At 60.6% G+C, this 22,923-nt stretch carries 20 protein-coding genes and 1 pseudogene; 18 read left to right on the top strand and 3 right to left on the bottom strand.

Annotated features, from left to right (window positions below):
* The first annotated feature begins 47 nt into the window (after positions 1 to 47).
* The 5 genes and pseudogenes from qatB to RX329_RS08420 form a co-directional block, all read left to right on the top strand.
* Positions 48 to 824, top strand: coding sequence for a Qat anti-phage system associated protein QatB (gene qatB, locus RX329_RS08400; protein ID WP_317245611.1), 777 nt, complete (start codon positions 48 to 50; stop codon positions 822 to 824).
* Complete coding sequence (qatC, locus tag RX329_RS08405) at positions 821 to 2,095, top strand: Qat anti-phage system QueC-like protein QatC (protein ID WP_317245612.1); 1,275 nt, start codon at positions 821 to 823, stop codon at positions 2,093 to 2,095. Before qatB ends, qatC begins: the two co-directional genes overlap by 4 nt.
* On the top strand, positions 2,092 to 2,865 hold the full coding sequence (qatD, locus tag RX329_RS08410; protein WP_317245613.1) for a Qat anti-phage system TatD family nuclease QatD: 774 nt from the start codon (positions 2,092 to 2,094) through the stop codon (positions 2,863 to 2,865). The genes qatC and qatD overlap by 4 nt, the downstream gene beginning before the upstream one ends.
* A 15-nt stretch (positions 2,866 to 2,880) precedes the next feature.
* The gene (locus tag RX329_RS08415; protein ID WP_317245614.1) at positions 2,881 to 4,413 is read left to right on the top strand and encodes a DUF2235 domain-containing protein; all 1,533 of its coding nucleotides are present in this window, start codon (positions 2,881 to 2,883) and stop codon (positions 4,411 to 4,413) included.
* A gap of 459 nt (positions 4,414 to 4,872) precedes the next feature.
* Positions 4,873 to 5,943: pseudogene (locus RX329_RS08420) on the top strand (IS5 family transposase); the annotation flags it as partial.
* A gap of 231 nt (positions 5,944 to 6,174) precedes the next feature.
* Here RX329_RS08420 and RX329_RS08425 read toward each other — a convergent pair.
* Positions 6,175 to 6,837 (bottom strand): phytochelatin synthase family protein, encoded by a 663-nt coding sequence (locus tag RX329_RS08425; RefSeq protein ID WP_317245615.1) that lies wholly within the window; start codon positions 6,835 to 6,837, stop codon positions 6,175 to 6,177.
* 246 nt (positions 6,838 to 7,083) lie between these two features.
* On the opposite strand from RX329_RS08425, the gene RX329_RS08430 reads away from it, so the two are divergent.
* From RX329_RS08430 to RX329_RS08460, 7 genes are all read left to right on the top strand, one after another.
* The gene (locus tag RX329_RS08430; RefSeq protein ID WP_009859447.1) at positions 7,084 to 7,299 is read left to right on the top strand and encodes a dodecin family protein; all 216 of its coding nucleotides are present in this window, start codon (positions 7,084 to 7,086) and stop codon (positions 7,297 to 7,299) included.
* Between the two features lie 160 nt (positions 7,300 to 7,459).
* On the top strand, positions 7,460 to 7,768 hold the full coding sequence (locus RX329_RS08435) for a hypothetical protein (protein ID WP_317245616.1): 309 nt from the start codon (positions 7,460 to 7,462) through the stop codon (positions 7,766 to 7,768).
* Between the two features lie 144 nt (positions 7,769 to 7,912).
* Complete coding sequence (locus RX329_RS08440; RefSeq protein ID WP_009859449.1) at positions 7,913 to 8,089, top strand: hypothetical protein; 177 nt, start codon at positions 7,913 to 7,915, stop codon at positions 8,087 to 8,089.
* 39 nt (positions 8,090 to 8,128) lie between these two features.
* Positions 8,129 to 8,458, top strand: coding sequence for a GcrA family cell cycle regulator (locus RX329_RS08445; protein ID WP_317245617.1), 330 nt, complete (start codon positions 8,129 to 8,131; stop codon positions 8,456 to 8,458).
* 189 nt (positions 8,459 to 8,647) lie between these two features.
* Positions 8,648 to 9,766 (top strand): IS110 family transposase, encoded by a 1,119-nt coding sequence (locus RX329_RS08450; protein WP_085362079.1) that lies wholly within the window; start codon positions 8,648 to 8,650, stop codon positions 9,764 to 9,766.
* 446 nt (positions 9,767 to 10,212) lie between these two features.
* Positions 10,213 to 11,277, top strand: coding sequence for an IS110 family transposase (locus tag RX329_RS08455; RefSeq protein WP_317245618.1), 1,065 nt, complete (start codon positions 10,213 to 10,215; stop codon positions 11,275 to 11,277).
* Between the two features lie 616 nt (positions 11,278 to 11,893).
* Positions 11,894 to 12,526, top strand: a complete 633-nt coding sequence (locus tag RX329_RS08460) for a tyrosine-type recombinase/integrase (protein ID WP_317245619.1) — start codon at positions 11,894 to 11,896, stop codon at positions 12,524 to 12,526.
* Between the two features lie 116 nt (positions 12,527 to 12,642).
* Here RX329_RS08460 and RX329_RS08465 read toward each other — a convergent pair whose 3' ends face one another.
* A complete protein-coding gene (locus RX329_RS08465) occupies positions 12,643 to 13,629 on the bottom strand; it encodes a tripartite tricarboxylate transporter substrate binding protein (protein ID WP_317245620.1) in 987 nt (328 codons plus the stop codon).
* Between the two features lie 303 nt (positions 13,630 to 13,932).
* Here RX329_RS08465 and RX329_RS08470 point away from each other — a divergent pair, with 303 nt between their 5' ends.
* From RX329_RS08470 to RX329_RS08480, 3 genes are all read left to right on the top strand, one after another.
* On the top strand, positions 13,933 to 15,546 hold the full coding sequence (locus tag RX329_RS08470) for a winged helix-turn-helix domain-containing tetratricopeptide repeat protein (protein WP_317245621.1): 1,614 nt from the start codon (positions 13,933 to 13,935) through the stop codon (positions 15,544 to 15,546).
* Positions 15,547 to 15,708: 162 nt separating this feature from the next.
* Entirely contained in the window at positions 15,709 to 16,377 is a 669-nt protein-coding gene (locus RX329_RS08475) for a methyltransferase (protein ID WP_317245622.1), read from the top strand.
* Positions 16,378 to 16,430: 53 nt separating this feature from the next.
* Positions 16,431 to 16,724 carry a methyltransferase gene (locus RX329_RS08480; RefSeq protein ID WP_317246392.1) on the top strand — a complete coding sequence of 98 codons (294 nt, stop codon included), beginning with the start codon at positions 16,431 to 16,433 and terminating at the stop codon, positions 16,722 to 16,724.
* 220 nt (positions 16,725 to 16,944) lie between these two features.
* Here RX329_RS08480 and RX329_RS08485 read toward each other — a convergent pair whose 3' ends face one another.
* A complete protein-coding gene (locus RX329_RS08485) occupies positions 16,945 to 18,552 on the bottom strand; it encodes a winged helix-turn-helix domain-containing protein (protein ID WP_317245623.1) in 1,608 nt (535 codons plus the stop codon).
* Positions 18,553 to 19,030: 478 nt separating this feature from the next.
* Between RX329_RS08485 and RX329_RS08490 the strand changes: the two genes are divergently transcribed.
* From RX329_RS08490 to RX329_RS08500, 3 genes are all read left to right on the top strand, one after another.
* Complete coding sequence (locus RX329_RS08490) at positions 19,031 to 20,044, top strand: methyltransferase (RefSeq protein ID WP_317245624.1); 1,014 nt, start codon at positions 19,031 to 19,033, stop codon at positions 20,042 to 20,044.
* Positions 20,045 to 20,135: 91 nt separating this feature from the next.
* Positions 20,136 to 21,557, top strand: a complete 1,422-nt coding sequence (locus RX329_RS08495; protein ID WP_317245625.1) for an MFS transporter — start codon at positions 20,136 to 20,138, stop codon at positions 21,555 to 21,557.
* 301 nt (positions 21,558 to 21,858) lie between these two features.
* Positions 21,859 to 22,821 carry an ABC transporter substrate-binding protein gene (locus tag RX329_RS08500; protein WP_317245626.1) on the top strand — a complete coding sequence of 321 codons (963 nt, stop codon included), beginning with the start codon at positions 21,859 to 21,861 and terminating at the stop codon, positions 22,819 to 22,821.
* The last annotated feature ends 102 nt before the right edge of the window (positions 22,822 to 22,923 follow it).

Below are 22,923 nucleotides of genomic sequence, written 5' to 3' on the forward strand. Positions count from 1 at the left end.
GCGTACCCATGGTTCCCCCATGGACGCCGGCCGCGCCTCAGGACCCGATGCCGCCGGTCGGAGCTCCCGATGCCATACCCGAGGTCGCCCCTGCAGAGGGAAACGTGGTCGCCCCACCCGCAGCACTTTCTCAAGTCCTTCAGGCTCCGCCGATTGCGCCGGAGGGAAGGTTTGGTGGTGTTCGCACCAGCTTGGGAAATTTCGCAAGATCGGGCGATAACGGCGATCTGAGGCGCGGACTCGGACACTACGTCCGAAGTGGCTACGGCGGATCTAACACCGCAACTCGGCGGTTCGGCGGCACTGCCGAAACCGCCGGTTCGTTCGGCCACGCGTTCTACTCGACGGCAAGCGGTGCAGCGGATGCGCCGGTCGACGCAGCGGCGCTCGCCGGGCGATCGACCGAGGAAATCGCGAACGCGATCATAGAAGCGGTAAGGCCCATCGATGGCACGCAAGACGCGGAAGCGGAACGCGCTGCGATGCACGACGCGATGTCAGAGCTGTTGACTCAATATCCGGATGCCGACCTGCTCAACCTGTCCGATGCGGAGCGAGAGTTCGCCATCGAGACTTTCACCGCAATCGACGTGGCAAGACGGTTCGAGCTCGACGTCGGAAAGCACCTGCTTGAGAAGGCTCCGACCGCGACCGTCGCTTTGGCCCGCTTGAAGCAGGCGCGCTCATATATAGCCGAAGCCGTCGCTGCATCCTTCCGCAAGCTGAGGGACCAGGGCAGAACCTTGACGGCCGGCCGCATCGCTCGGGTCGTGCAAGCTGCCCTACGCGAGACATTCGAAGTCTTCGAAGGGTACGAAGAATGAGGTTGCTGTGCGCACCCGCTGCCATCGGCCGCCTGAACGAGGCCGGCACGATAAGGATCATGCTTTATGGTCAGGCCGGATCGGACCAACGCGGAAGCGCCGGTGCCTCCGTGCGCAACGTGGTCCGGAGGGAGCGGCTGGCGCCGGCGCTAAGAGCCTGGGATCTCCTGTCGATCGCGATGTCGGTCATGGCGGCCGACGCGGCCGGGCAACGAAAAGAGAGTCCCGACGGCTGGACCCGCGAGTTCGAGTTGGAGATCGCGGTTTCAGATCCGGCGTTTTGGAACGCGGCGGCGGGCATGCTCTCAGGAGCGCTGGGATTCCTCACGACCGACCGATGGGTATTCCGTTTCACCCACGGCGGCGAGGCACCTCCGGTCCCCGCGCAAGTGTTCGTGCCTCCCGAAGAAGGAGTCGTGCTGCTGTCGGGCGGACTGGACAGTCTTAGCGGCGCCCTCGATCTCGCGGCGGAGGGAAGCCGCCCCGTCGCGATCAGCAAAACCGTCCGGGGCGACGGGGCGAAGCAGGTCAATTTCGCAGCGTCGATCGGCGGCGGACTGAGGCACTTTCAATTCAACGACAACGCCAGGGTCCCAGTAACAGACGACACCAGCCAGCGGGCGCGTTCCATCATATTCCTTTCCTTCGGCGTTCTGGTCGCCTCGGCGCTTGCTTCTTACCGCGAAGGCGCAACGGTTCCCCTCTACGTCTGCGAAAACGGCTTCATAGCCGTTAATCCGCCGCTGACGGGAAGCCGCCTCGGCAGCCTGAGCACGCGCACCGCGCATCCCTACTTCCTGGCCCAATTCCAAGACATCCTTGCAGCCGCCGGTCTTCGCGTCGAGATACGCACACCCTACGCCGATCAGACCAAGGGTGAGATGCTCAAGAAATGCGCCGATCAGGCACTGCTCCGGATGTTCGCGGCTGGCTCGACAAGCTGCGGCCGCTTCCAGCGATATAACTATCACCATTGCGGACGCTGCGTGCCCTGCCAGGTCAGAAGGGCGGCGTTTCTTAACTGGGGAGTGCAGGACACCACGGAATACGTTTTCGAGGCGCTCGGTCGCGACGACACCGATCATGCCGGCTTCGACGACGTGCGTTCGGTCGGCATGGCACTGGCCGCCGGGAAGGGCGACGGCTTCGACGAATGGGTCGGCAGCGCGCTTACGTGGCCGCAAATCCAGCGTCGCGACGCGCTCAATGATATGCTCCGCCGCGGCCTCGACGAGCTCGGCGCGTTGCACGCTAAGTACGGTGTCAAGTGATTGACCTTCACGCCCATATCGACCTCTACCCCGATCCGGTCGCGACGACGAAGGAATGCGTCGACCGCAACCTCTTCGTCCTCTCCGTGACGACCACACCTTCCGCCTGGTCCGGTACTGCCGCGCTCGCCAAGCACGCCGCCCGTATCCGAACCGCGCTTGGCCTGCATCCACAGATCGCGCAAGAGCGCCAGAGCGAGCTGGCGCTCTTCGAGGAATTGCTTTCCTCCACAAGATACGTGGGTGAGATCGGTCTGGATGGCGGTCCCGAACTGAAGGGGACATGGGATATCCAGCGACGGGTTTTCGACGAGATCCTACGCATGTGCAGCGCCGCCGGCGGCCGCATAATGACGATCCACAGCCGACGGGCTGCAACGCAAGTCCTCGATAGCCTGGCGGCAAGAAGCGAAGCCGGGGCGGCCATCCTGCACTGGTTCTCGGGAACACGGCGAGAACTCCAGCGAGCCGTTGATCAAGGATGCTGGTTCAGTGTGGGGCCGGCGATGCTGGCTGGCGAAAAGGGGCGAACGATGACGGCCGTCATGCCGCCCGACCGGATACTCACGGAATCTGACGGACCCTTCGCGCAGATCAACGGACGTCCCCTTTTTCCTTGGGACGTGGAGACGGCAGAGAAAGCGCTCGCAAAAATCTGGAGGGTCTCAGACGAAGAAGCTCGACATCGTCTGATGGAGAATCTTAGGCGTTTGGCCAACCATGTCGCTCCGGAAAAATCCGACGTTTTCTCGCATGATCCGAAGTCCTGACAGCCAGGAGTCGATATGAGCAAGAACATCGTGGTGTTCTCGGACGGCACTGGACAGGACGGCGGAGCCCGTCCCGAACAGCGCGTCAGCAACGTCTACAAGATGTACCGCATCGCGCGCAATCATGCCGATACCGGCATCGATCCGTCGCGGCAGGTGGTCTTCTACGATGCTGGCCTCGGCACCGACATTGGCACCACGGCGCTTACCGCGCCCGTCCGGTTCGTCCAGAAGCTGCTGGGATCGGTCACCGGCGCCGGCATCAAGCGCAACATCGCCGACTGCTACGAGTTCGTCATCAACCACTACGAGCCCGGCGACCGGATCATGCTGTTCGGCTTCAGCCGCGGCGCCTACACGGTCCGCAGCCTGGCCAACCTCCTGATGCTCTGCGGCGTGCCGACCAGAGGTCCGGACGGTCCGTTGGTGCGCTTCCGCAAGCAGGTCAAGGACATCGCCTGGGAGGCAGTCGACGCCGTGCTCGAGCACGGCGCGGGCCATCCGCGCGAGGAATACGAAGCCGAGCGTTTCGAACTTGCGCGGCGCTTTCAGATCAAGTTCGGGTCCGGAGACGGCAGCGACTCCAACGTCGCTCCCTACTTCATCGGCGTCTTCGACACCGTGGCCGCGCTCGGCGCGAGCGGCCTGCGCTACTTCGTCATCCAGGCGGGGCTGGCCGCCGGCGTTGCGGCCGCGGCGTTCGCCGCCGGCTTCCTTCCCGCCATCGGAATCGCGCTGCTGTGCTCGTGGCTCGGTGTCGGCTTCATGCTCTCGGGCTTCCTCGCGCAGATCGTCATCGTGGCCGGCGCGCTCGGTGCGTTCTGGTATTGGCAGAACAAGTCGACGACCAAGACAATCGTCGACTACCCTAAGCCCGGAGAATCGCGTTCGCACAAAGCCGAGTGGAAGGGCGCGAACTTCGACCGACTTCTTAGCCGCCACGTCGCTTTCGCGCGCTCCGCCAACGCCATCGACGAGCGGCGGAAGGATTTCGACCGCGTCGGCTGGGGCGGCGGCAGCGAGGGCGCGCCGGTCTTCTCCGGACACGAACGGCTCCGCCAGTGGTTTTTCGCCGGCAATCATTCCGACGTCGGCGGCTCCTATCCGGAGCCCGAGTCCCGCCTCTCCGACGTCGCGCTGGAATGGATGTGCCGCGAAGCGATCTCTGTTCCCGACGGCCTGCTCACCGGGCCGATCTTCGTCGACGGGACGAAGATGGACGGAACGGGCGACGTCGGGCAGGCGCTGAACATCCGTCCGGGCGCCGGCGGCGTGCAGCATTGCGAGGTCGCCGGCATGCGCGACACCATCGACGCCATCGCCGACTCGCTGCCGAACTGGGCGTGGCTGCGCCGCCTACTCGGCCGTCAGAACTGGGAGATCAAGATCCGCGAAGTTGGCAGGGAGTCCAAGGTCCATCCGACCGTCGCACAACGCTTCGATCTGCCGGCCGTCGTGCAGTGCGCGGCAGGAACGGCACCCTATCGGCCGGAGGCACTCACCGAACACGTCGATTTCGAGCAATACTATCTTGGTACCGGGACATGAAGCTTGAACTCCGTCCCGGTATGACTCGACTCAGTCGTTCATGATATGTTCTAATGCGGGATGACCGACCGACCCGCCAGCTGGCGCATGCCGTCCCGAAAGCAGATGGAGCAGATGGCTGCCGCCGTCGGCAGAAACGCCCCGTCCAGGCGTGGAATGGCTCCGTACGACGACTTGCCGCCAGAATACTGGCAGGCCTTGCTGGATGACCCGCGTGCCGATGGCGGCCCTCCAACCCCAGGCGCGTCCGGGCGCCTGCTGCGACTAAGCCAAATCCCCCAGCATTTGCTTAGTCGTCCGTGAACAAGGCTCTAAGCGATTGAGCAGGAGTCAGTTTTCCGGTTGCGGCGGCATTTGAGATTGCAGGGATTGGGGGCTTGAGGCCGCCAAACCCTGCAATTTCGCTTTTGGATTTCCTTTCCCTGCGGCCCATGATTCTGTGGTGCATCGGAGGGAACGATGCGGCCGAAGAAGCACAAGACGACGGGATCGAACGATCTGTTCCGGGCGCGGCTGGACCAGATCATCAATCTGAAGCACGAGTTGGTTCTGCTTGCCGGCAAGATCGATTGGGACTGGATCGACGGCGAGATCGCGCCGCTCTACAGCGAGAACGGCCGGCCGGGGGTCGAGACCCGCTTCATGATCGGGCTGTTGTTGCTCAAGCATATCTACGGGCTGTCCGATGAGGGGGTGTGCGAGCGCTGGGTCCACGACCCTTATTTCCAGTTCTTCACCGGCGAAGAGTTTTTCCGGCACGCTTTCCCGCACGAACGCTCGGACCTGAGCCATTGGCGCAAGCGGCTCGGCGACAAGCTGGAGCTGCTGCTGGCCGAGAGCCTGCGGGTGGCGCACGAAGCCGGCGCCTTACGCAGCCAGGACCTCAAGCGCGTCACGGTCGACACCACGGTGCAGCCGAAGGCCATCACCTTCCCGACCGACGCCAAGCTGCTTCATGCGGCCATCCAGGGCCTCAACCGCCTGGCGAGAAGGCACAGCGTCAGGCTCCGGCAATCCTATTCTCGCGTGGCCAAGGCCGCTGCGATGATGGCGGGCCGCTACGCCCATGCCAAACAGTTCGGGCGGCATCAGCGGCAGTTGCGTATCCTGCGCAGCCGGCTGGGCCGGATCATCCGCGACATCCGTCGCAAGATCGAGGGCCAGCCAGCCCTCGAGGAGGCATTCGCCCTTCCGCTTGGCCGAGCCAGCCAGATCCGCTCCCAGCAGCAGCGCCAGCGCGGCTGGAAGCTCTATTCCTTTCATGCCCCGGAGGTGGAGTGCATCGGCAAAGGCAAGGCCTCAGCCCCTTACGAGTTCGGCGTGAAGGCCTCCATCGTCACCAACAATCGCCGAGCTCCCGGCGGCCTGTTCGTACTGCATGCCAGCTCGCTGCCCGAAAATCCCTACGACGGTCACACCTTGCGGAACGTCATCGACCGGACCGAGACGCTCACCGGATGTCCGATCGAGCGGGCCTATGTCGACAAGGGATACCGCGGCCACGATGCTCAAAATCCAGACCGGCTGTGGTAACAGCGTGCAGGATTGAGCTGTGGCGCATCGTGATGACTCGATCTCCTCGGCTAAGCCCATCTTAGAAGATCGATTCTTTCCGTCTCCTGTCGAAGAAATTAATCCTTGGTAACGCTACGCGGCCGCCCATCCCAGCGCAGCGCGAACGTCTGCAGTGAGTCACAAGCGGTCCTCAGCCGCATGCACACGGCGGGTCGGCTGAGGGCCAAAAGGCGATCATGCGGGATATTACTCTATCAAGAGCAGCCCCCGCTTCTCGTCGCCGTCGAAGGTATTAACAGCGTCGAACAGCCGCTTCCGCTCGACGAGCCAGGGCTGGAAATCGAGATTGACATCGAGCACGAAAACGAGGTCTTCGGCTTCCAAATAGCCCCCGATTGGCGAATGGTGGCCACTCCCAGCACCGAAAATTTGAGCGCGATCGAAATTCACGATGTAGCGTCGCCCCGGATCGTTGGAGCGACGGAGATGCTCCAGAAACAGGTTCTCGCTGAGTTCACGCAAGACTGTAACTTTCCGGCTGGTGTAGGACTGGGCGACTTTGGCCAGCTCGTCGAGCGTGAGACCCATGATGCATACGCCTGTCCAGCAGCTCCACGTGCGGGCCAACACCTTGCCCTCCGTCCTCGCCGCCTCGCCAAGAGACCGGTACGTATTCGCAACAGCGGCAGGTCCGCAGCGAGAGCCATTTGATTGCCAATCAACATGTCTTTGGAATGTGGCTGCCACGGGCAGGTGCCACGCACGCTCTATGAGTTCAGGCGTACGTGTTACCGATGAAGCTATGGCTTCTGATGGAACGTGCGATCGGCTGACCACGAGGGCCCCGGCCCACACCAGACCCACGGCGAGAACCATGCTGCTGATGCTGACGCGGTGCCATCGCTTCATCGGTCAAAACCTTTGGCGGCAACGACGACATCGGCCGGCAAAATGATATTCAGTAGCCTATCGGCAGGAAGAAATTTCATGTGCGCGTCCGTTCGGGCTGAAAATGCGACCGCATCTCGACGGGGCCGACCAAGTCTTCAGGAAAAGCGACAGCCAATCGGACCCTTTTTCCGCGACATCGCCGACACGTTTCAGCGTCGCGATCCAGATGCTAGATTTCCGACCTACCCCGTATAGGAGGACGACATGCCCGATAGCGTCTACAAGGTCATTGAGCTGGTCGGCACCAGCACCGACTCGTGGGAGAAGGCGGCTGCCAATGCGGTCGAGCAAGCCGCTAAATCCCTCCGGGATCTTCGCATTGCAGAGGTGGTCAAGCTCGATATGCAACTGGACGACAAGGGAAAAGTCGAGGCCTATCGCACCAAGCTCAACGTCTCGTTCAAGTTCGAAGGCACCTGAGCCTCAAGCACCTCGCCCTTGCGGGCGAGGATGCCTCATGGGAAAAGGCGCGTTGCGCGGTCCGCCCAACCGGGCGCTGTGGTCTATCGCGGAAGTTGGCACTGGTCCGACTGGGACCGATATGCTCTGATGCGGGGAGCGTATGGCGCGTGGTGGACCCATGTACATGGTCATTCGCAAATACACGAAGGTTCGTTCGGTGGCGGACGCCGCTCGTCGCGCCAAGAGCGGCGTCGGTGAGATCCTGAGGCAATCGCAGGGATTTAGATCTTACCATGTGCTGGATGCGGGCGACGGTGTCGGCGTCGCCATGATGATATTCGATGACCGCGAAAGCGCTAACGTAGCAAACGCCAAGATACTGGCGTTTGTTCAGGCAAGTCTGCATGACCTCGATCTTGGGGTTCCCGAAATCACCAGCGGCGAGCTTTTGGTTGACATAGAGTCTGATGGGTTTTCGATCAAGTAGCCTCGCCAGTTGCGTGGCGGTGCTGCCCCTGCTCATGTCGTCGACCTGATGTCACCCTCGCGTTTGCGACAGTCGCGCGCCCTGGATCTGCGCGTGCCGCCGGTCAGGATTTCACGGAGGATGCTTTTCGAGGAGCAGCAACACATGAAGCAACACACCTTCGAAGCTTCCATCACGGCGATCTGCTGGACACCGCTCGTGCTTATGGGCAGCGCGACGCCCCCAAGAGATCCCGATGAAGATGAAGAGGATGAGGAGGATGAAGATGACGAAGGCGGCGATGACGAACCGGCGGTCGTGCGCGAGCCGGACGAAGACTAGATTGACGCGTGTTCGGCCGTCGGTGCTATAATATCCCCCATGGGCTGGGATGCGAAAGACATAGAGCTCCTCACCAGGCTCTGGTCCGCAGGACATACCGCGGCGCAGATAGCGCGGCGGCTCGGGTGCAGTCGTAACGCGGTCTGCGGCATGCTGACCCGTCAGGGCCTGAAGCGCGGTCACAAGTCGCTCACGGCAAGGCCCAAGATAAGGCAGACACCGAAGCTGAGGGCGACGTCGTCGGCAGCTTGCGCCCTTCCAGTCGCAAAGAAGGTGTCGCGGAACGCAGCGGAGAGGCAGCAGCCTAAGCAATTCAGCAAGCAGCAGCTTTACGAGATACTGGCTGAAGCGGTCAAAAATACCGGCTAAGAGGTCACCGCGAGCGCCGTTGCGCTGCGCGCAGTATTCGGCTCGGCTCGGCAGTTCGGGGGTCGTGCACCTTCCCAAGTTCGTCTGCTAGACTGTATGTCCCCCCACAAAATGAGGCGACTCACCCTCGATGTTGCGACGAGGGTTGCCCGGATGGACGGGTAGAGCCTCAAACAAGGAGGGCGAGTCGTGGGTCATCATACCGAGGTCTTTGTCGGAATCGATACGTCAAAATCGCGCAATGCTATAGCCATTGCCGATGGCGGCCGTGGCGGCGAGGTACGATATCTCGGGGAGTTTCCTGCCACGGAGGCAGCAATCCGAAAGCTGGTGGCAAAGCTTGCAGCGAAATGCTGTCAGTTGACGTTTTGCTACGAAGCAGGGCCAACAGGATACGGTCTCTACAGACTGCTCAAGAGCCTCGGCCATGACTGCCTGGTGGTGGCCCCCTCGCTCGTTCCGAAGAAGGCCGGCGATCGAGTGAAGACGAACCGGCGCGATGCGGTAAGCCTCGCCAAGCTGTTGCGCGCGGACGAGCTCACGGCGGTATGGGTGCCGGACGAGCGCCATGAGGCTATGCGCGATCTCTCGCGCGCCCGTCAAGCAGTGAAGAAGGACCTCCAGGGCAAGCGTCAACAGATCTCGTCATTGATGCTGCGGCTGGGACGCATCTATCCGGGCAAGACAACGTGGGGACCAGCCCACATGAGATGGCTCATGTCGCAGAAGCTCGAGCATCGCGAGCAGCGCATCGCATTCGAAGAGTTACTTGAGGGGGTACGCCAGGAAAGTGAGCGGCTGGAGCGTTTGGAAGATGCCATCCGCGAGGTAGTACCCGAGTGGTCGCTCGCCGAGGTTGTGTCGGCCCTGCAGGCGGTGCGCGGGATTGATCTCATTGCGGCTGTGGGGGTGCTGGCTGAGATCGGTGATCTATCCCGCTTTCAAAATCCGCGCGAGCTGATGGGCTATCTGGGTCTGGTGCCCACAGAAAACTCGACTGGCGACCAAGTCAAGCGAGGCGGCATCACCAAAGCCGGTAATGGGCGGGCGCGACGTATTCTTGTAGAGGCGGCCTGGAGCTATCGATATCCGCCGCGCGTGAGCCGAGACAAGCAGCCAAAGGTGGAGGCCGCACCGAGAGTCGCGCGCGAGATTGCGTGGAAAGCGCAAACCAGGCTGTGCGGACGCTTCCGCTCACTCGAGCGGAAGGGCAAGCGGCGAACCGTAATCGTCACGGCGATTGCCCGAGAGCTATCCGCCTTCATTTGGGCGATCAATCGCGAGCTCATGCCACCTCGACAGGCGTGACATCGTTGGGGGCTGTGGACCGCTCGAGTCGTGAGGTGCGCTCGACCGGCCCACAGCCCCCTTTTGTTGCAATCAAGATCAGGGGGCAGTCGCAGACATTAATCGTGCAGAAGTGAAGGCGGGACCACGGCAGGGGAAATCCTGAAATCCATTATGTGGCCGATCATCCGATCGACGCCCGACGCTAGACCAGGGACAGCCCCAGACGAAAAAACGGAAATGCGGTATCCAACCCGCGCATCAGAGCCTGTTCACCGACGTCTTTGAGTCCCGCCTTCTCCTCTGCACGATCCATCGGCACAAGAACTTCACGATGAGTCCTCGTGGAGATGAGAAACCGTGCGCTGTGTGCTTGACTGGGGACATCAGAATGGAATGGTCCGGCCGTGCTCCGGCCCTGCCAGCACGAGAAGCTGGCAAGGGGCGCCCAAGACAAGGAGCACGCCATGTCTCAGAAACTCGACGCTTCGCCCGCCGTCATCGGCATCGATATCGGCAAGAACTCGTTCCACATCATTGGCCAGAATCAGCGCGGCGGCATCGTGCTGCGGCAGAAGTGGTCGCGCGGCCAGGTGGAAACGCGGCTCGCCAACCTGCCGCCGTGCTTGATCGGCATGGAGGCCTGCGTCGGCGCGCATCACCTCAGTCGCAAGCTGCAAACGCTTGGCCACGACGCCCGCTTGATGCCGGCGAAATACGTGCGCCCCTATTCGAAGGGACAGAAGAATGACTTCCGAGATGCGGAAGCCATCGCCGAGGCTGTCCAACGCCCGACCATGAAGTTCGTCGCAACCAAGACCGCCGACCAGCTCGACCTGCAGGCGCTGCACCGCATGCGCGAGCGATTAGTCGGTCAGCGCACCGGCGTCATCAATCAGATCCGTGCGTTCCTGCTGGAGCGGGGCATCGCCGTGCGGCAAGGCCTGCGCTCCCTGCGGTCCGAGTTGCCGGGTATCCTCGCGACGCGCACCGATGTGCTCTCGCCTCGCATGTTGCGCATCATCGAGGATCTGGCGGGTGACTGGCGCCGGCTGGATGAGCGTATCGAGGACCTCTCCAGCGAAATCGAGGCATTGGCCCGTCAAGACAAAGGCTGCGAGCGACTGATGACGGTGCCCGGCATTGGCCCGATCATCTCGAGCGCGATGGTGGCTGCGACCGGCACTGGAGACGTGTTCTCGAAAGGCCGCGACTTCGGCGCCTGGCTTGGACTGGTGCCGAAGCAGATATCGACCGGCGACCGCACGATCCTCGGCAAGATATCAAGGCGCGGCAATCGCTACCTGCGCGCGCTGTTTGTGCAGGCCGCGTGGGTTGTGCTGGTCAAGGTCAAGGGTTGGGAGCGCTATGGCCTCAAATCTTGGATCGAAGCCGCCAAGAAACGATTGCACCACAACGTGCTGGCGATTGCGCTCGCCAACAAGCTCGCCCGGATCGCCTGGGCGGTTCTCAACAAGGGACGCGCCTTCGAGTGCGTCAACACGGAGGAGACGGCGTCCCGAGCTGCCTGATCCTCGCACCGTGCTCGGGGCCGTCAAGGCGCGGCCTGACCGCGGTAGAGCAAGACGTCAGGACAGCACGACGGCCGGCCTTGACGGCCCTTGCGCGCGGCGCGTCTGCGCTCGCAGGCCGGGACAAAGGAACGACCGCCAGGCACGAACTAAGGAACAGCACGAGGTGAGGTGCGATCGATGACGTAACCAACATCCCTTACCCGCCGAGGTCTGCGAGAGGAATGAGACAACGATGGAGGATCGGTCTTCCCGGCGCATGCGAACACTGGTGACCCGAATGGCCCGTTCGAGGCCTGTCCGCTAATTAGCTCGAATGCGCGCTGATATCCATGATGGCCCGGAGCACAACACGCTCCAATCAGAGGCCGGATACATTGATGCAAGACCGCATCTGCCAGGTTGACGAAACCTCTTGCAACGCGCGGCCGGACCATACATTCGGGTCAGTAGCGGACTTGGGCCGGCTGCGCGGGACAGGTCGGCTGTGGGGCAAAATCGGTCCTGCCATCGTTTGAATTGAATGCAAGTACGTCTTCAATCGTCTAGAAGCGGACGCCGGATTGGAAGGTCTCCGGATCGAAAATGACAAGCCTCACTGTTTGAGGAGGTCAACATGACCATTATTCCAAGCACCGTCCCCGCCATCTCGAAGCACGTTCCTTGGAACAAGGGGAAGATCGTCGGCGCAAAGCCGCCGCTCCGTCCAAAGCATGTGTGGTCAATCCGAACCAAGCTCCAGGTCGAAGGTCGAACGCGCGATCTGGCAATCTTCAACGTCGCCATCGATAGCAAGCTGCGCGGCTGCGACGTCGTAGCCTTGAAAGTTGAAGACCTCGCGCCGGGCGGGTATTCGGCCGACCGCGCGACAGTCCGGCAGAAGAAGACCGGCCGACCAGTCAAGTTCGAACTGACGGAATCGACGCGGCAGGCAATCGACGATTACCTGCGGCTTACGGGTAAGAAGTCAGGAGAATACTTGTTCACGGGCCGGCGGCCGAGTGTTCATATGACGACACGCCAGTATGCCCGTCTCCTATCCCGCTGGCTCGCCGATATCGGCTTGGATCCGCACTTTTTCGGGACGCATTCCCTTCGTCGGACCAAAGCGACCTTGATATATCGACGTACCGGCAACCTGCGAGCCGTACAGCTCCTTCTGGGGCATACGAAGATCGAGAGCACCGTTCGATATCTCGGCATCGAGGTCGACGACGCGCTCGCGATAGCAGAACAAGTCGACGTCTGACTTCGGGGGCAGAGCAGACGCGCTCTGCCCTGCCCTCACAGACCGCTCCGGGCCACTAGGAGAAGTCGCTCGCGGCAATGGCGAGTTGATCTGCAGGGCTCACGAGGGCCCGCACGCTATTCGGACGCCAGCCCCAATGTTCTCACGGCATCCACCCAGATCGGCGTTTCGTCGTCGTACAGCTTCTTGAACGCGACGTATCCTAGAGGGGATTCGTCGATGCCATACGAGTCGAGCCACTTCTGTATCGTGTCAGTCTTGCCTGCCTCCACCATCAGGCCGGAAAGACGCTCGACGATTTCCTGCGGCATGTCGATGGGCCCAGCGAGAAAGATGTAGCCGGTAAGGGCGAAGACTTTCGGGTCGCCACCCTGCTCGATAAACGTGGGAACATCGGGGAGCTTCCTGTTCCGCGTCTTCGTTGGCACGGCGATTATCTTACCGGCTCCAAATTCCAGCGCGTTAACGGCATTGGGGTAGCCCCCCATCGCCGCCTGAAGCACGCCGGCGGTGAAGTCCTGCCACATCGGCGATTCGCCGCGGTAATGCACTGCTTTCATCTGTAGCCCGTACTGCTTGTTGAGCTCCGCCACGACGATATGCGCGTAGGAGCCTGGGCCCCAGGTCCCGACGTTCGTCTTGTTATTGCGAGCGTATTCGACGAACTCCTTCAAGTTAGTGGCGTCAGTCGCCTTACCGACGACGAATGGCAGGGGTCCCACAGACATGCCAGAAATGAGCGCGAAGTCCTTGTCCGCGTCGTACGGCAAATTCTTAAAGATCACGCGGCTTTGCGCCAGAGTCGCAGTGATGGCGACGAGTAGCGTGTAGCCGTCCGGCGGCGACTGCTTCACGGCTGCCGCACCGATCGAGCCGCTGGCACCCGCCTTATTCTCAACTATAACCCGCTGGCCGAGTTTCTGGGAAAGGTATTCGCCGTGGATGCGCGCGAACGAGTCCGCGGCACCGCCGGCAGGGAAGGCGCAAACGATCTTAATCGGCCTGGATGGCCACGCCTGTGTCCAACCGCGATCAGGATGCGAAAAGGCGATCGTGGCAGCGCCGGTCGTGACGAATCCACGACGCGTGATTTTCAATGCCATGACGACCTCCCATCACGTTTCCGTTTCGAGGACGAGCGTTGCGGGTTTGGGGCTGTCGGTCGTCGGCCGGCGGGGCTTACGTTCAATCTCGAGCCGCTGCTCGGCACTGCTGCGCAGGGAGGCAAGTTCTTGGTTGTGCTCATGGATTGTTTCCTGAGCGAATTTGCTTTGACCCTAGGATGATATCAGGAATGGCGGGGCGCACTTGACATTCGGCTTACATTTTCCTCACCGGCAGCTTATTCTTGCGTTGCAACCGATGCGAGAAACGGACGGCGGAAGTCACCCCAAGGAATTATCAGCTTGCGGTACCTCTTCGACGAGTACGCATTCGACACCGACCTTCGCGAACTTTATCGCGGGGCGGACGTAGTCTTCATTGCGCCACAGGTATTCGATCTGCTCGATTACCTGATCCGCAACAGAGAGCGGGTTGTAAGTAAAGACGACCTCATCAATACCGTTTGGAACGGCCGTGTCGTGTCCGATGCAGCACTGACGACGCGTCTGAGTGTCGCCCGGAATGTGATCGGCGATTCCGGCGAAAAACAGCGTCTAATTAAAACTCTGCAACGCAAGGGCTTCCGTTTTGTCGGAACGGTGCACGAAGTGCAGAGGCCTACAGACGCGGCACTAATCGCTGGTTTGGGTGAACAGAGCTTTCAGAATATCGCCGGGGTGAACAACAGCGGCGCGACGTCGATTTCGCCTGCTTCGCCGCGTCTTTCCATCGTCGTGCTGCCGTTTGCGAACATCGGAGGCGATTCCGAGCAGGACTATTTCGTCGATGGCGTGACTGAGAGCCTGACCACCGACCTTTCGCGCATCAGTCGCTCATTCGTGATCGCCCGCAACACCGCTTTCACCTTCAAGGGCAAAGCCCTCGATGTTAGGCAAGTCGGGCGCGAGTTGAACGTCCGCTATGTGCTCGAAGGCTCAGTGCAGCGAGGCGGCAACCGGCTTCGGGTGAATGTTCAGCTGATAGATGCCGAAACCGGCAATCATCTTTGGGCCGAACGCTTCGAGAAACCCGTCGCCGACTTGTTCGATATGCAAGACGAAATCGTATCGCGGCTGGCAAACACGCTAAATGCCGAGCTCATTCAGGTTGAGGCGCGGCGAGCGGGACGTTCTACCCATCCCGATGCGACGGACCTGTATTTCCAGGGATGGGCTTACGAGAACAATGGGACGACCGCGGAATACATGACGCAAGCGCAGGCCTTTTTCGATGGTGCCTTGGCGCTTGATCCCGGGAATATCGAGGCGCTGGTCGGCTCGGCGCGGGTTAACGCGGCGATTGGGGGCAACCTTATCACCGACGATTGGAAAGCACACCTGGCGGCGGCCGAGGCAGCCTCAACCATGGCTCTGTCCCTTGCGCCAAACCATGCTCGGGCTCATAGCGTCTTAGGCCTCGTCCAATCATTTACCAATCGCGCGGTCCAAGGTATCGCTGAATGCGAACGGGCGTTAGCACTGGACCACAATTTGGCCGACGCTCATGCTTTCATCGGTCTCGCCAAGTTTTTTCTCGGCCGCAGCGAGGAGACCGAAGCCCATATCCACGAGGCGCTTCGCCTCTCTCCTCGCGATAACAACGTCTACCGGTGGTCGATGTTTGTCGGTCTCGCAAAGTTGGCGCTCGGCGCCGACCTGGAAGCGGTTGCCTGGCTGCGCCGGAGCATCGAGGCCAACCGAAATCATCCCGTCCCGCATTGCTTTCTCGCCGCCGCCCTGGCGCTGCTCGGCTCACTGAAAGAAGCGCGGGGCGCCGCGCAGGCTGGCCTTGTGCTCAATCCGACCTTCACCCTCCGCCGCTTCCGCAGCAGCGCAAAGAGCAACAATCCGGCTTACCTCGCCGGACGAGAGCGTGTGTATGAGGGCATGCGCATGGCCGGCGTGCCGGAGGGGTGAGCTGAGGTTGCCAGATGTGCGACCAATGTCCGTTCAGGGTCACAAGCGGTCCTGCACCGGCTGCGCGCGGCAGGTCAGCTACGGGCCAGAACCTGAAGTAGCCGCCTTTTCGATTGGCTTGTATGCTACGCAATTGTTTTTTCGTAGTTTGGAGGATTGTTTGTGCCAGACCATGAGCCGCCGACAGCCAACGTTGTTCCGCCTCACATCCAATTGATCCAGATGGGTCAGGCCGCCATTGTCTCCAGAATCGTCTACACGGCGGCCAAGCTGAGCCTGGCCGACCATCTCGCGGCGGGGCCTAAAAGCGCTGCGGAGCTTGCGGGTGGGATGCAGGTGCATGCGCCTTCCTTGCACCGGTTAATGCGCACCCTTGCGAGCTTGGGCGTCCTGGCTGAACAACCGGAGCAGCGCTTCGCCTTGACCCATCTCGGCCAGGCATTGAAGGCCGGCGCTCCTGGCTCGGCAAAATCCACGCTGCTATGGATCGGCGGCCCCGTGCAGCAGCGTGGCTGGGATCATCTAGTCTACTCCGTCCAGACCGGCAAACCTGGTTTTGAAAAGGCCCAAGGGGTGTCATTCTTTGAATACCTAGCGCAGCATCCGGAGGATGCGTCGTTATTCAGCGAGACGATGGTTGGTTTTCACAGCCAGGAGCCTCCAGCCGTCGCCGCTGCTTACGACTTCTCAATCTTTAATACCATTGTGGACGTCGGCGGAGCGACCGGCAGCATGCTTTCGACCGTGCTATCCCAGCATTCCAAACCGCGCGGCATACTGTTCGATAGGCCGCACGTTGTGAAGGATGCCTCCCGCTTGCTTGAGGCATAACGATTGAACCCGGGGACTTTTTCACAAGCGTCCCTGGCGGGGCGGATGCATATATCCTCTCGCACATCATCCATGACTGGGACGAGGATCGGTGTCTGACAATCCTTGGCCATGTTCGTAGGGCGATGGACCCAGCCGGTCGCCTGCTGATCGTCGAGATGGTGCTGCCGCCCGGCGACATCGCTCATCCGGGAAAAATGCTCGATATGGTGATGCTAGTTGCATTAGGGGGCCGGGAGCGAACAGAGGCCGAATACGCGTCACTTCTGAGCAAGGCCGGCTTCCGGCTAACGCGGGTAGTGCCGACCAAATCAGCAGCGAGCATCGTAGAAGCCGTGGTGGCTTGAGTGAGAGTGGATGTTGGTCGGGCGTCCGGTTTGGGTCAGAATGCGAAGAACTCAGAGTGAGCAAAGTCAGTCCATCTACCCCACCAAGCGGACGTCAATGAAAGGTGTCGCCACTTCGCTGATGGGCCACAAGCGGTCCTCCACCGGCTGCGCGCCGCAGGTCAGCAATGAGGCCAGAAGCGGTCATTGCTGCAAGATAGTTTCTCAGCCCCTTCTTGCATCACCCCTCCGGCACGCCGGCCAGGTGCATACCTTCATAGAATTGGTCGCGCCTGGCGAGCCATCCCGAATTGTCGGATAGGAAGAAGGCGTTGATGCGGTATCGGCGAATGGTGAAGTCGGGATCAAGCGCCAGTCCAGCCTCAGCGCTGGATCGAGCTTCCGTGAGGTCTCCCACGACCGCCAGCACGCCTGCTAGGTGAAAGTGAGACAGCGCTTGGTTCGGATTGGCCTCAATACTCCGGCGGAGCCAGGCGAGCGCCTCAAAGTCTGCGTTTATCGTGAACTTTGTCATCCCGACAAACATGAACCAAAGAAAAGCACGGATGTCGCGCGGAGACAGTCGTAGCGCTTCCTGGATATGCCCCTCGACTTCCTCGACGCGCCCCAGCGCATGCTTCCCAAGACCAATGTATCCATGCGCTTCGGCCAAATTCCGATCGAGCGCCAGCGCCTGCCGACATTCAGCGATACCTCTGACAGCACGGTTGGTCCGAATTTGAACCGCGCCGAGAAGCATGTGGGCTCTGGGATGATTGGGCGCACGCAACAAGAGCCTAGTCACCGCGATCTCTGCGGCCCTGAAATGCGCTGGTGCGTCGTCGGCCATGATGGCCGAACCCATCGATACATCCACGGCCGCCGCGGCAACCGCTGCTTCAATATTGTCAGGATCAAGCGCCAAGGCACGCACGAAGAAATCCCTTGCACGCGCCGCGAAGGCAGGCGTTATTCCCTTGTTCTGGAAAGCCCTGCCCTGAAAGTACAGATCCATGGCGTCCTGCCGCGACGACCGTTCTGCGCGCCGCGCCTCTACCTTGATGAACTCGGCGTTCAATGAATTGGCCAGTCGCGATACGATCTCATCCTGCATGTCCAGCAGGTCGGCGGCTGGCTTGTCGAAGCGCTCGGCCCACACCTGGGCTCCGGTTTCCGTGTTGGTCAACTGGACGTTCAGGCGAAAGCGGTTGCCGCCGCGTTGCACCGATCCCTCCAGCAGGTAACGCACATTCAACTCACGACCGATCTCTCTCGCGTCCACCGTTTTCCCCTTGAAGGCGAACGCAGTGCTACGGCTGATGACGAAAGCGCCGGCGATGCGCGACAAGTCGGTGGTCAGACTGTCAGTCACCCCGTCGACGAAATACTCTTGTTCCAGATCACCGCCAATATTTGCGAACGGTAGAACAACGATGGATAGGTGTGGAATAGAGGACGAAGCCGCTGGCGCTCCGGGGCTGTCCGGCATCGGAGAGGCCGTAATGGTCGAAGGGAGGGAGCGGACGATCGTATCTCCATCTGCGACCAGCATGTAGCCGCGGCGAGGCAAGGTTCTCAGCGCCGATCGGCCCGCGTCTCCCAACGCCTCTCTGATATCGCCAATCGCCTGGACCAGAGAGTCTTCGGTGACCTCGCAGTCCGACCAGACCTCATCCAATATCTCGTCCTTCCGCACCAGGTGACCGACCCGTTGCGCGAGCAACCGCAGCACCGCCCAGGCTTGAGGACGCAACGGCACGATCTCGCCGCGTCCATCAAGCAGCAATTCACGCCTCAAATCCACGATCCGGTCGCCGACAACAATCGATGGCTGCGATGATTTGAGCAAGGACGCCTCTGGGGCCGTTTCGGGAAATATCGGCTGAATATCGGTCGAGTTTCGGGACCCAATGGCAGTTGTACAGCATTCTCGTGCGGCCCGGGATAGCAAACCGTCCGACTAGCGATCCGGCAATCCCCGAAAGGCAGTGAACGCAAGGCAGGAATCTCATGACTCGTCCGACCATTCTTTTTCGCGCTAAGTGTTTAGATTTTCAGTGTTTCCTCAGTCGCGGGAGCGGATAACTGTGGCCCCCGCGTCAACGGACCTGTCCGAGAAAGATTTACGCGTCCGGCGGAATTCAACGGCCGCAAGACGACGCGTACGCACCACGGAAAACGGCAGAGCGGCTCGCAGGCCCGTCGGCGATGGTATCCCGGCGATCGTCGGGTCTATGGGCAGTCCGACCAACCTTGCCGTCGCCAAATATCTTAACGGTGCGACGGCCCAACAAATCCTACTTCGTGCAAATGGGAGCGAATGACCGATGTCTTCTCCGCAAGCAGCTGCGCAATTGTCGCACCTGGTTCAGTCGCAGCGCGTGACTGCGATCATCTATGTCGCCGCAAAACTGGGAATCGCTGAACTCCTGCGCAATGGATCTCGGCCGCTTGGCGAACTCAGCGAGGCAACGGGCGCGAACAAACAGGCACTCCGCCGCTTGCTGGCCGCGCTTTCGACCGTAGGAATTTGCTCGGTCGCTGAAGAGCGATACGCACTGACCGAACTGGGCGCTTGCCTTGACGGGGCCGCACCGCAGTCCCTCAAGAACTGGACGATTTTTGAAGGCGCGTTCATGGCCAAATCGTGGATCGGCTTGCTGGACTCGATCATGACAGGCAAGAGTGCCGCGCAACTGCTTGGCCTCGACAACAGCTTTGATCTCATGGAGCGCGATCCAGAGATGGTCGACATCTTCAACGCAGCGATGATGGAAGGGACTCGTCGGGCGATTCCTGACATCCTGCGGGCCTACAATTTCGGTGCGTCCGATCATATCATGGACGTCGGTGGCGGATCCGGCGAACTTCTCGGTGCCATAGCTGGGCAATATCCGCACCTCGGTGCGACTATTTTTGACCTTCCGCGTTGCGCCGAATCCGCGAACGACCACCTGCGGCGGATCGGGCTCGGTGACCGCGTCAAATTCATCGCCGGCGATTTCTTCCAGACCATTCCATCGATCGCGGATGTGATTGTCATGAAACACATCATCCACGATTGGAATGATGAGCGCAGCCTGGCTATCCTTGCAAACTGTCGACGGGTGCTTCCGGGGAATGGCGTGCTGCTGCTGGTCGAACGGATCATGCCGGAATTCCCGAGCGCAAGCGATGAGCACAGGGAGCACACGCTAACCGATCTGCTCATGCTTCGCGGGCCCGGCGGCCTTGAAAGAACGGAAAAGCAGTACGCCTGGCTGTTTCGCGAATCCGGCTTTACTCACACGGCAACCTACCCGGCCGGACGTCTCAGTATCATCGAGGCAAAGGTCGGCTGAGTTCGAGGTCGAGACCATCAGACCCGCATAATGGAGCAGCGACTGGTTCGCAGGACGTCATAGGCAAAGCAACACTTTGGAAGGAAGAGGGATGTATCTGGCTGCTGGAAGCAAGACATCGTCGCCTATTTTGGAGAACCCGGTCTATAAGGCCGTCTTCGCCAAGATCGACTGGCGCCTTATACCGCTGTTGCTCGTCGCCAGCATGGTGGCCTTTCTCGACCGCATCAACATCGGCTTTGCTCAGCTTCAGATGAAGCAGACACTGCCGTTTGACGATGCAGTCTACGGGCTCGGAGCGGGTATCTTTTTCATCGGTTATTTCCTGTTTGAGGTGCCCAGCAATCTGCTTCTGGAGAGGATCGGCGCGCGCAAGACCCTGTTGCGGATCATGGTGCTCTGGGGCCTGGCGGTGACCACCATGATGTTCGTATCGACGCCGCTGCAGTTCTACGCGGCCCGGTTCCTTCTTGGGGTCTTTGAGGCTGGCTTCGCTCCGGGCGTGCTTCTGTATTTGACTTACTGGTATCCGTCGGTGAGGCGCGGCCAGGTGATCGCGATCCTTTTGTCGGCGCCCCCTCTTGTGATGTTCATCGCAGGCCCGCTGTGTGGTTCGATCCTGAAATATCTCGATGGTGTCGGCGGCCTTTACGGCTGGCAATGGCTATTTGTGATTCAGGGACTGCCTGCGCCGATCCTTGGCATTCTCGTGTACTACCTGCTCCAGGACAAGCCATCCCAGGCCGCGTGGCTCTCGAGGGAGGAGAAGGCGCTGCTGCATGATGCTTTGCAGCATGATGAAGATAACATCGTGAAGACGACCTCAGGGACATTCGGGCAGTTGCTGCGGGATCCGAGGGTCTACATGTTGTCGCTGGTGTGTTTCCTTTTGCTGGGTGCCAACTACACGATGGTGTTCTGGATGCCGACCCTGATCCGCAGCTGGGGTGTGAGCGATCCGTTCCTGGTCGGCGTCTATCACGCAGTATCCAACGCCGCCGGCATCATCTGCATGGTCCTGATCGGGCGTCATTCGGACAAATGGCATGAGCGCCGATGGCACTATGCGAGCTGCGTCACGATTGCGGCTGGCGGCCTGTTCGTCATCATGTTGCTCCAGGGCACTTTGGTTGGTTCGATCGCGGCTCTCTCCATCGCCGTCATCGGAATTGTGTCGGCGCCGCCGCTGTTCTATGCACTCACCAGTGAGTATCTCTCTGCCGGCGCGGCGGCCGGTGGACTTGCCCTCATCACCAGTCTGGGAAACCTCGGTCCGGCGGTAGGCCCCTCGCTCACCGGGTTGATCGTGCGAAATACCGGCGACAACATGTATGGCCTCTACTTCGTCATGGCGCTGTACGTGCTCTCCGGCGCGCTATTGCTGTTAAGCATGCGGCCCGCAGCGACGCCTCCGGATCGCTCTGCCCCCCAATCGACCGACGAGTGGTTACCCACCACTTCCCATACGTTGCATCGGCGCTCGGAGGCCGGTCGTCGAATGGGGGGTCGCTAGATGGCGCAAACTGCACCGAACGTAACCATCCGCCGGGGACGAAGTTGGCGTGAATTGATCACCGGCGCATCGTCGTCGGGGTGCGCACGACATTTAGTGAAGGTCTGCTTTGGGTCACAGGCTGCCCTTGGCACGCTGCTTCACCTTGTTCGGCTCATCACCCGGAAGCAGACGTTGCGGCCCTCCGAGCGAAGGTCAGCGACGGGCCAGTTCCAGACTCTTGCACCGCAGCAAGCGAGACCATGATTTTCTGAGAAAACCAGCTGTGCTAACTTTGAAGGGCGGACTGAAGGAGGGACACGTGGCTCGTTTAGTAACGCGTCGTACCTTGGTTACGACTACCTGTTCGATTGCCATTGTCGCCGTGGTGAACGCCGAGACGTCGCGGCCATGGCGCGTCGGACTGGTTACCTCTGGGTCGGGCGACCGGATTATCGCATGGTTCAGGGAAGCTTTCAAAGCCAAGGGATATCGCGAGGGGAAGGACCTGGTAATCGAACTGCGAGAAGCGAAGGGTCACTACGCGCTGTTGCCAAATCTGGTTGAGGAGCTCGTTGCGCTGAAGCCAGATGTCATAATCGCTGAAGCAACACCCGCAATCGCAGCGGCACAACGAGTGACCTCGACGATTCCAATCGTCATGTCACCATCCACTGATCCCGTTGGCTCCGGCTTCATCAATAGTTTTGCCAAGCCCGGTGGCAAAATTACTGGCGTAGCGAACATGTTCGGTGACCTCACAGCCAAGACACTTGACATCGTTCGCCTTCTCTTTCCCAAAGTGCAGAAAATCGGTGTGCTCACCTCAAATAACCCGACGCATCCGGCGTTGGCCGAAGTGGCGACGAGTGCAGCGGGTGCGATCGGTGTTGCAGCCCAACGGTACGTTGCGGTGAACCCCGAGGACCTCGACAAGGCATTCGCCGAGATGCAAGCGGCGAATTGCGAAATCGTTTACGTGCTGGCAGACCCACCGCGACGAACAATGCCCTCAATCGCGCTCAAGTATGGGCTGCCCACGGTCTATCAGGTCACGAACTACCCAGACATAGGTGGGTTGATGGCTTATGGGCCGGACATCGAGGCTCTATTTGTACTAGCGGCCGATTACGTGGATCGCATCCTAAAAGGTGCGAATCCAGCGGACTTGCCGGTTCAGCAACCGACGAAATTCCAGTTCGTGATCAACCTCCAAACGGCCAAAGCATTGCACTTGACTGTCCCAGAGCAAGTGCTCCTACTCGCGGACAGAGTGATCGAGTAGCGCTCGTGTTGAGACACCGAAAGTCTGCTTCGGGTCAAAATCGGTCTTGTCATAGATCGAAATGGACACAAGTACGTCTTCAATCTTCTAGAAGCGGACGTG

The organism is Bradyrhizobium sp. BWC-3-1, from assembly GCF_032917965.1.
In the GTDB taxonomy this organism is placed as follows: domain Bacteria; phylum Pseudomonadota; class Alphaproteobacteria; order Rhizobiales; family Xanthobacteraceae; genus Bradyrhizobium; species Bradyrhizobium canariense_D.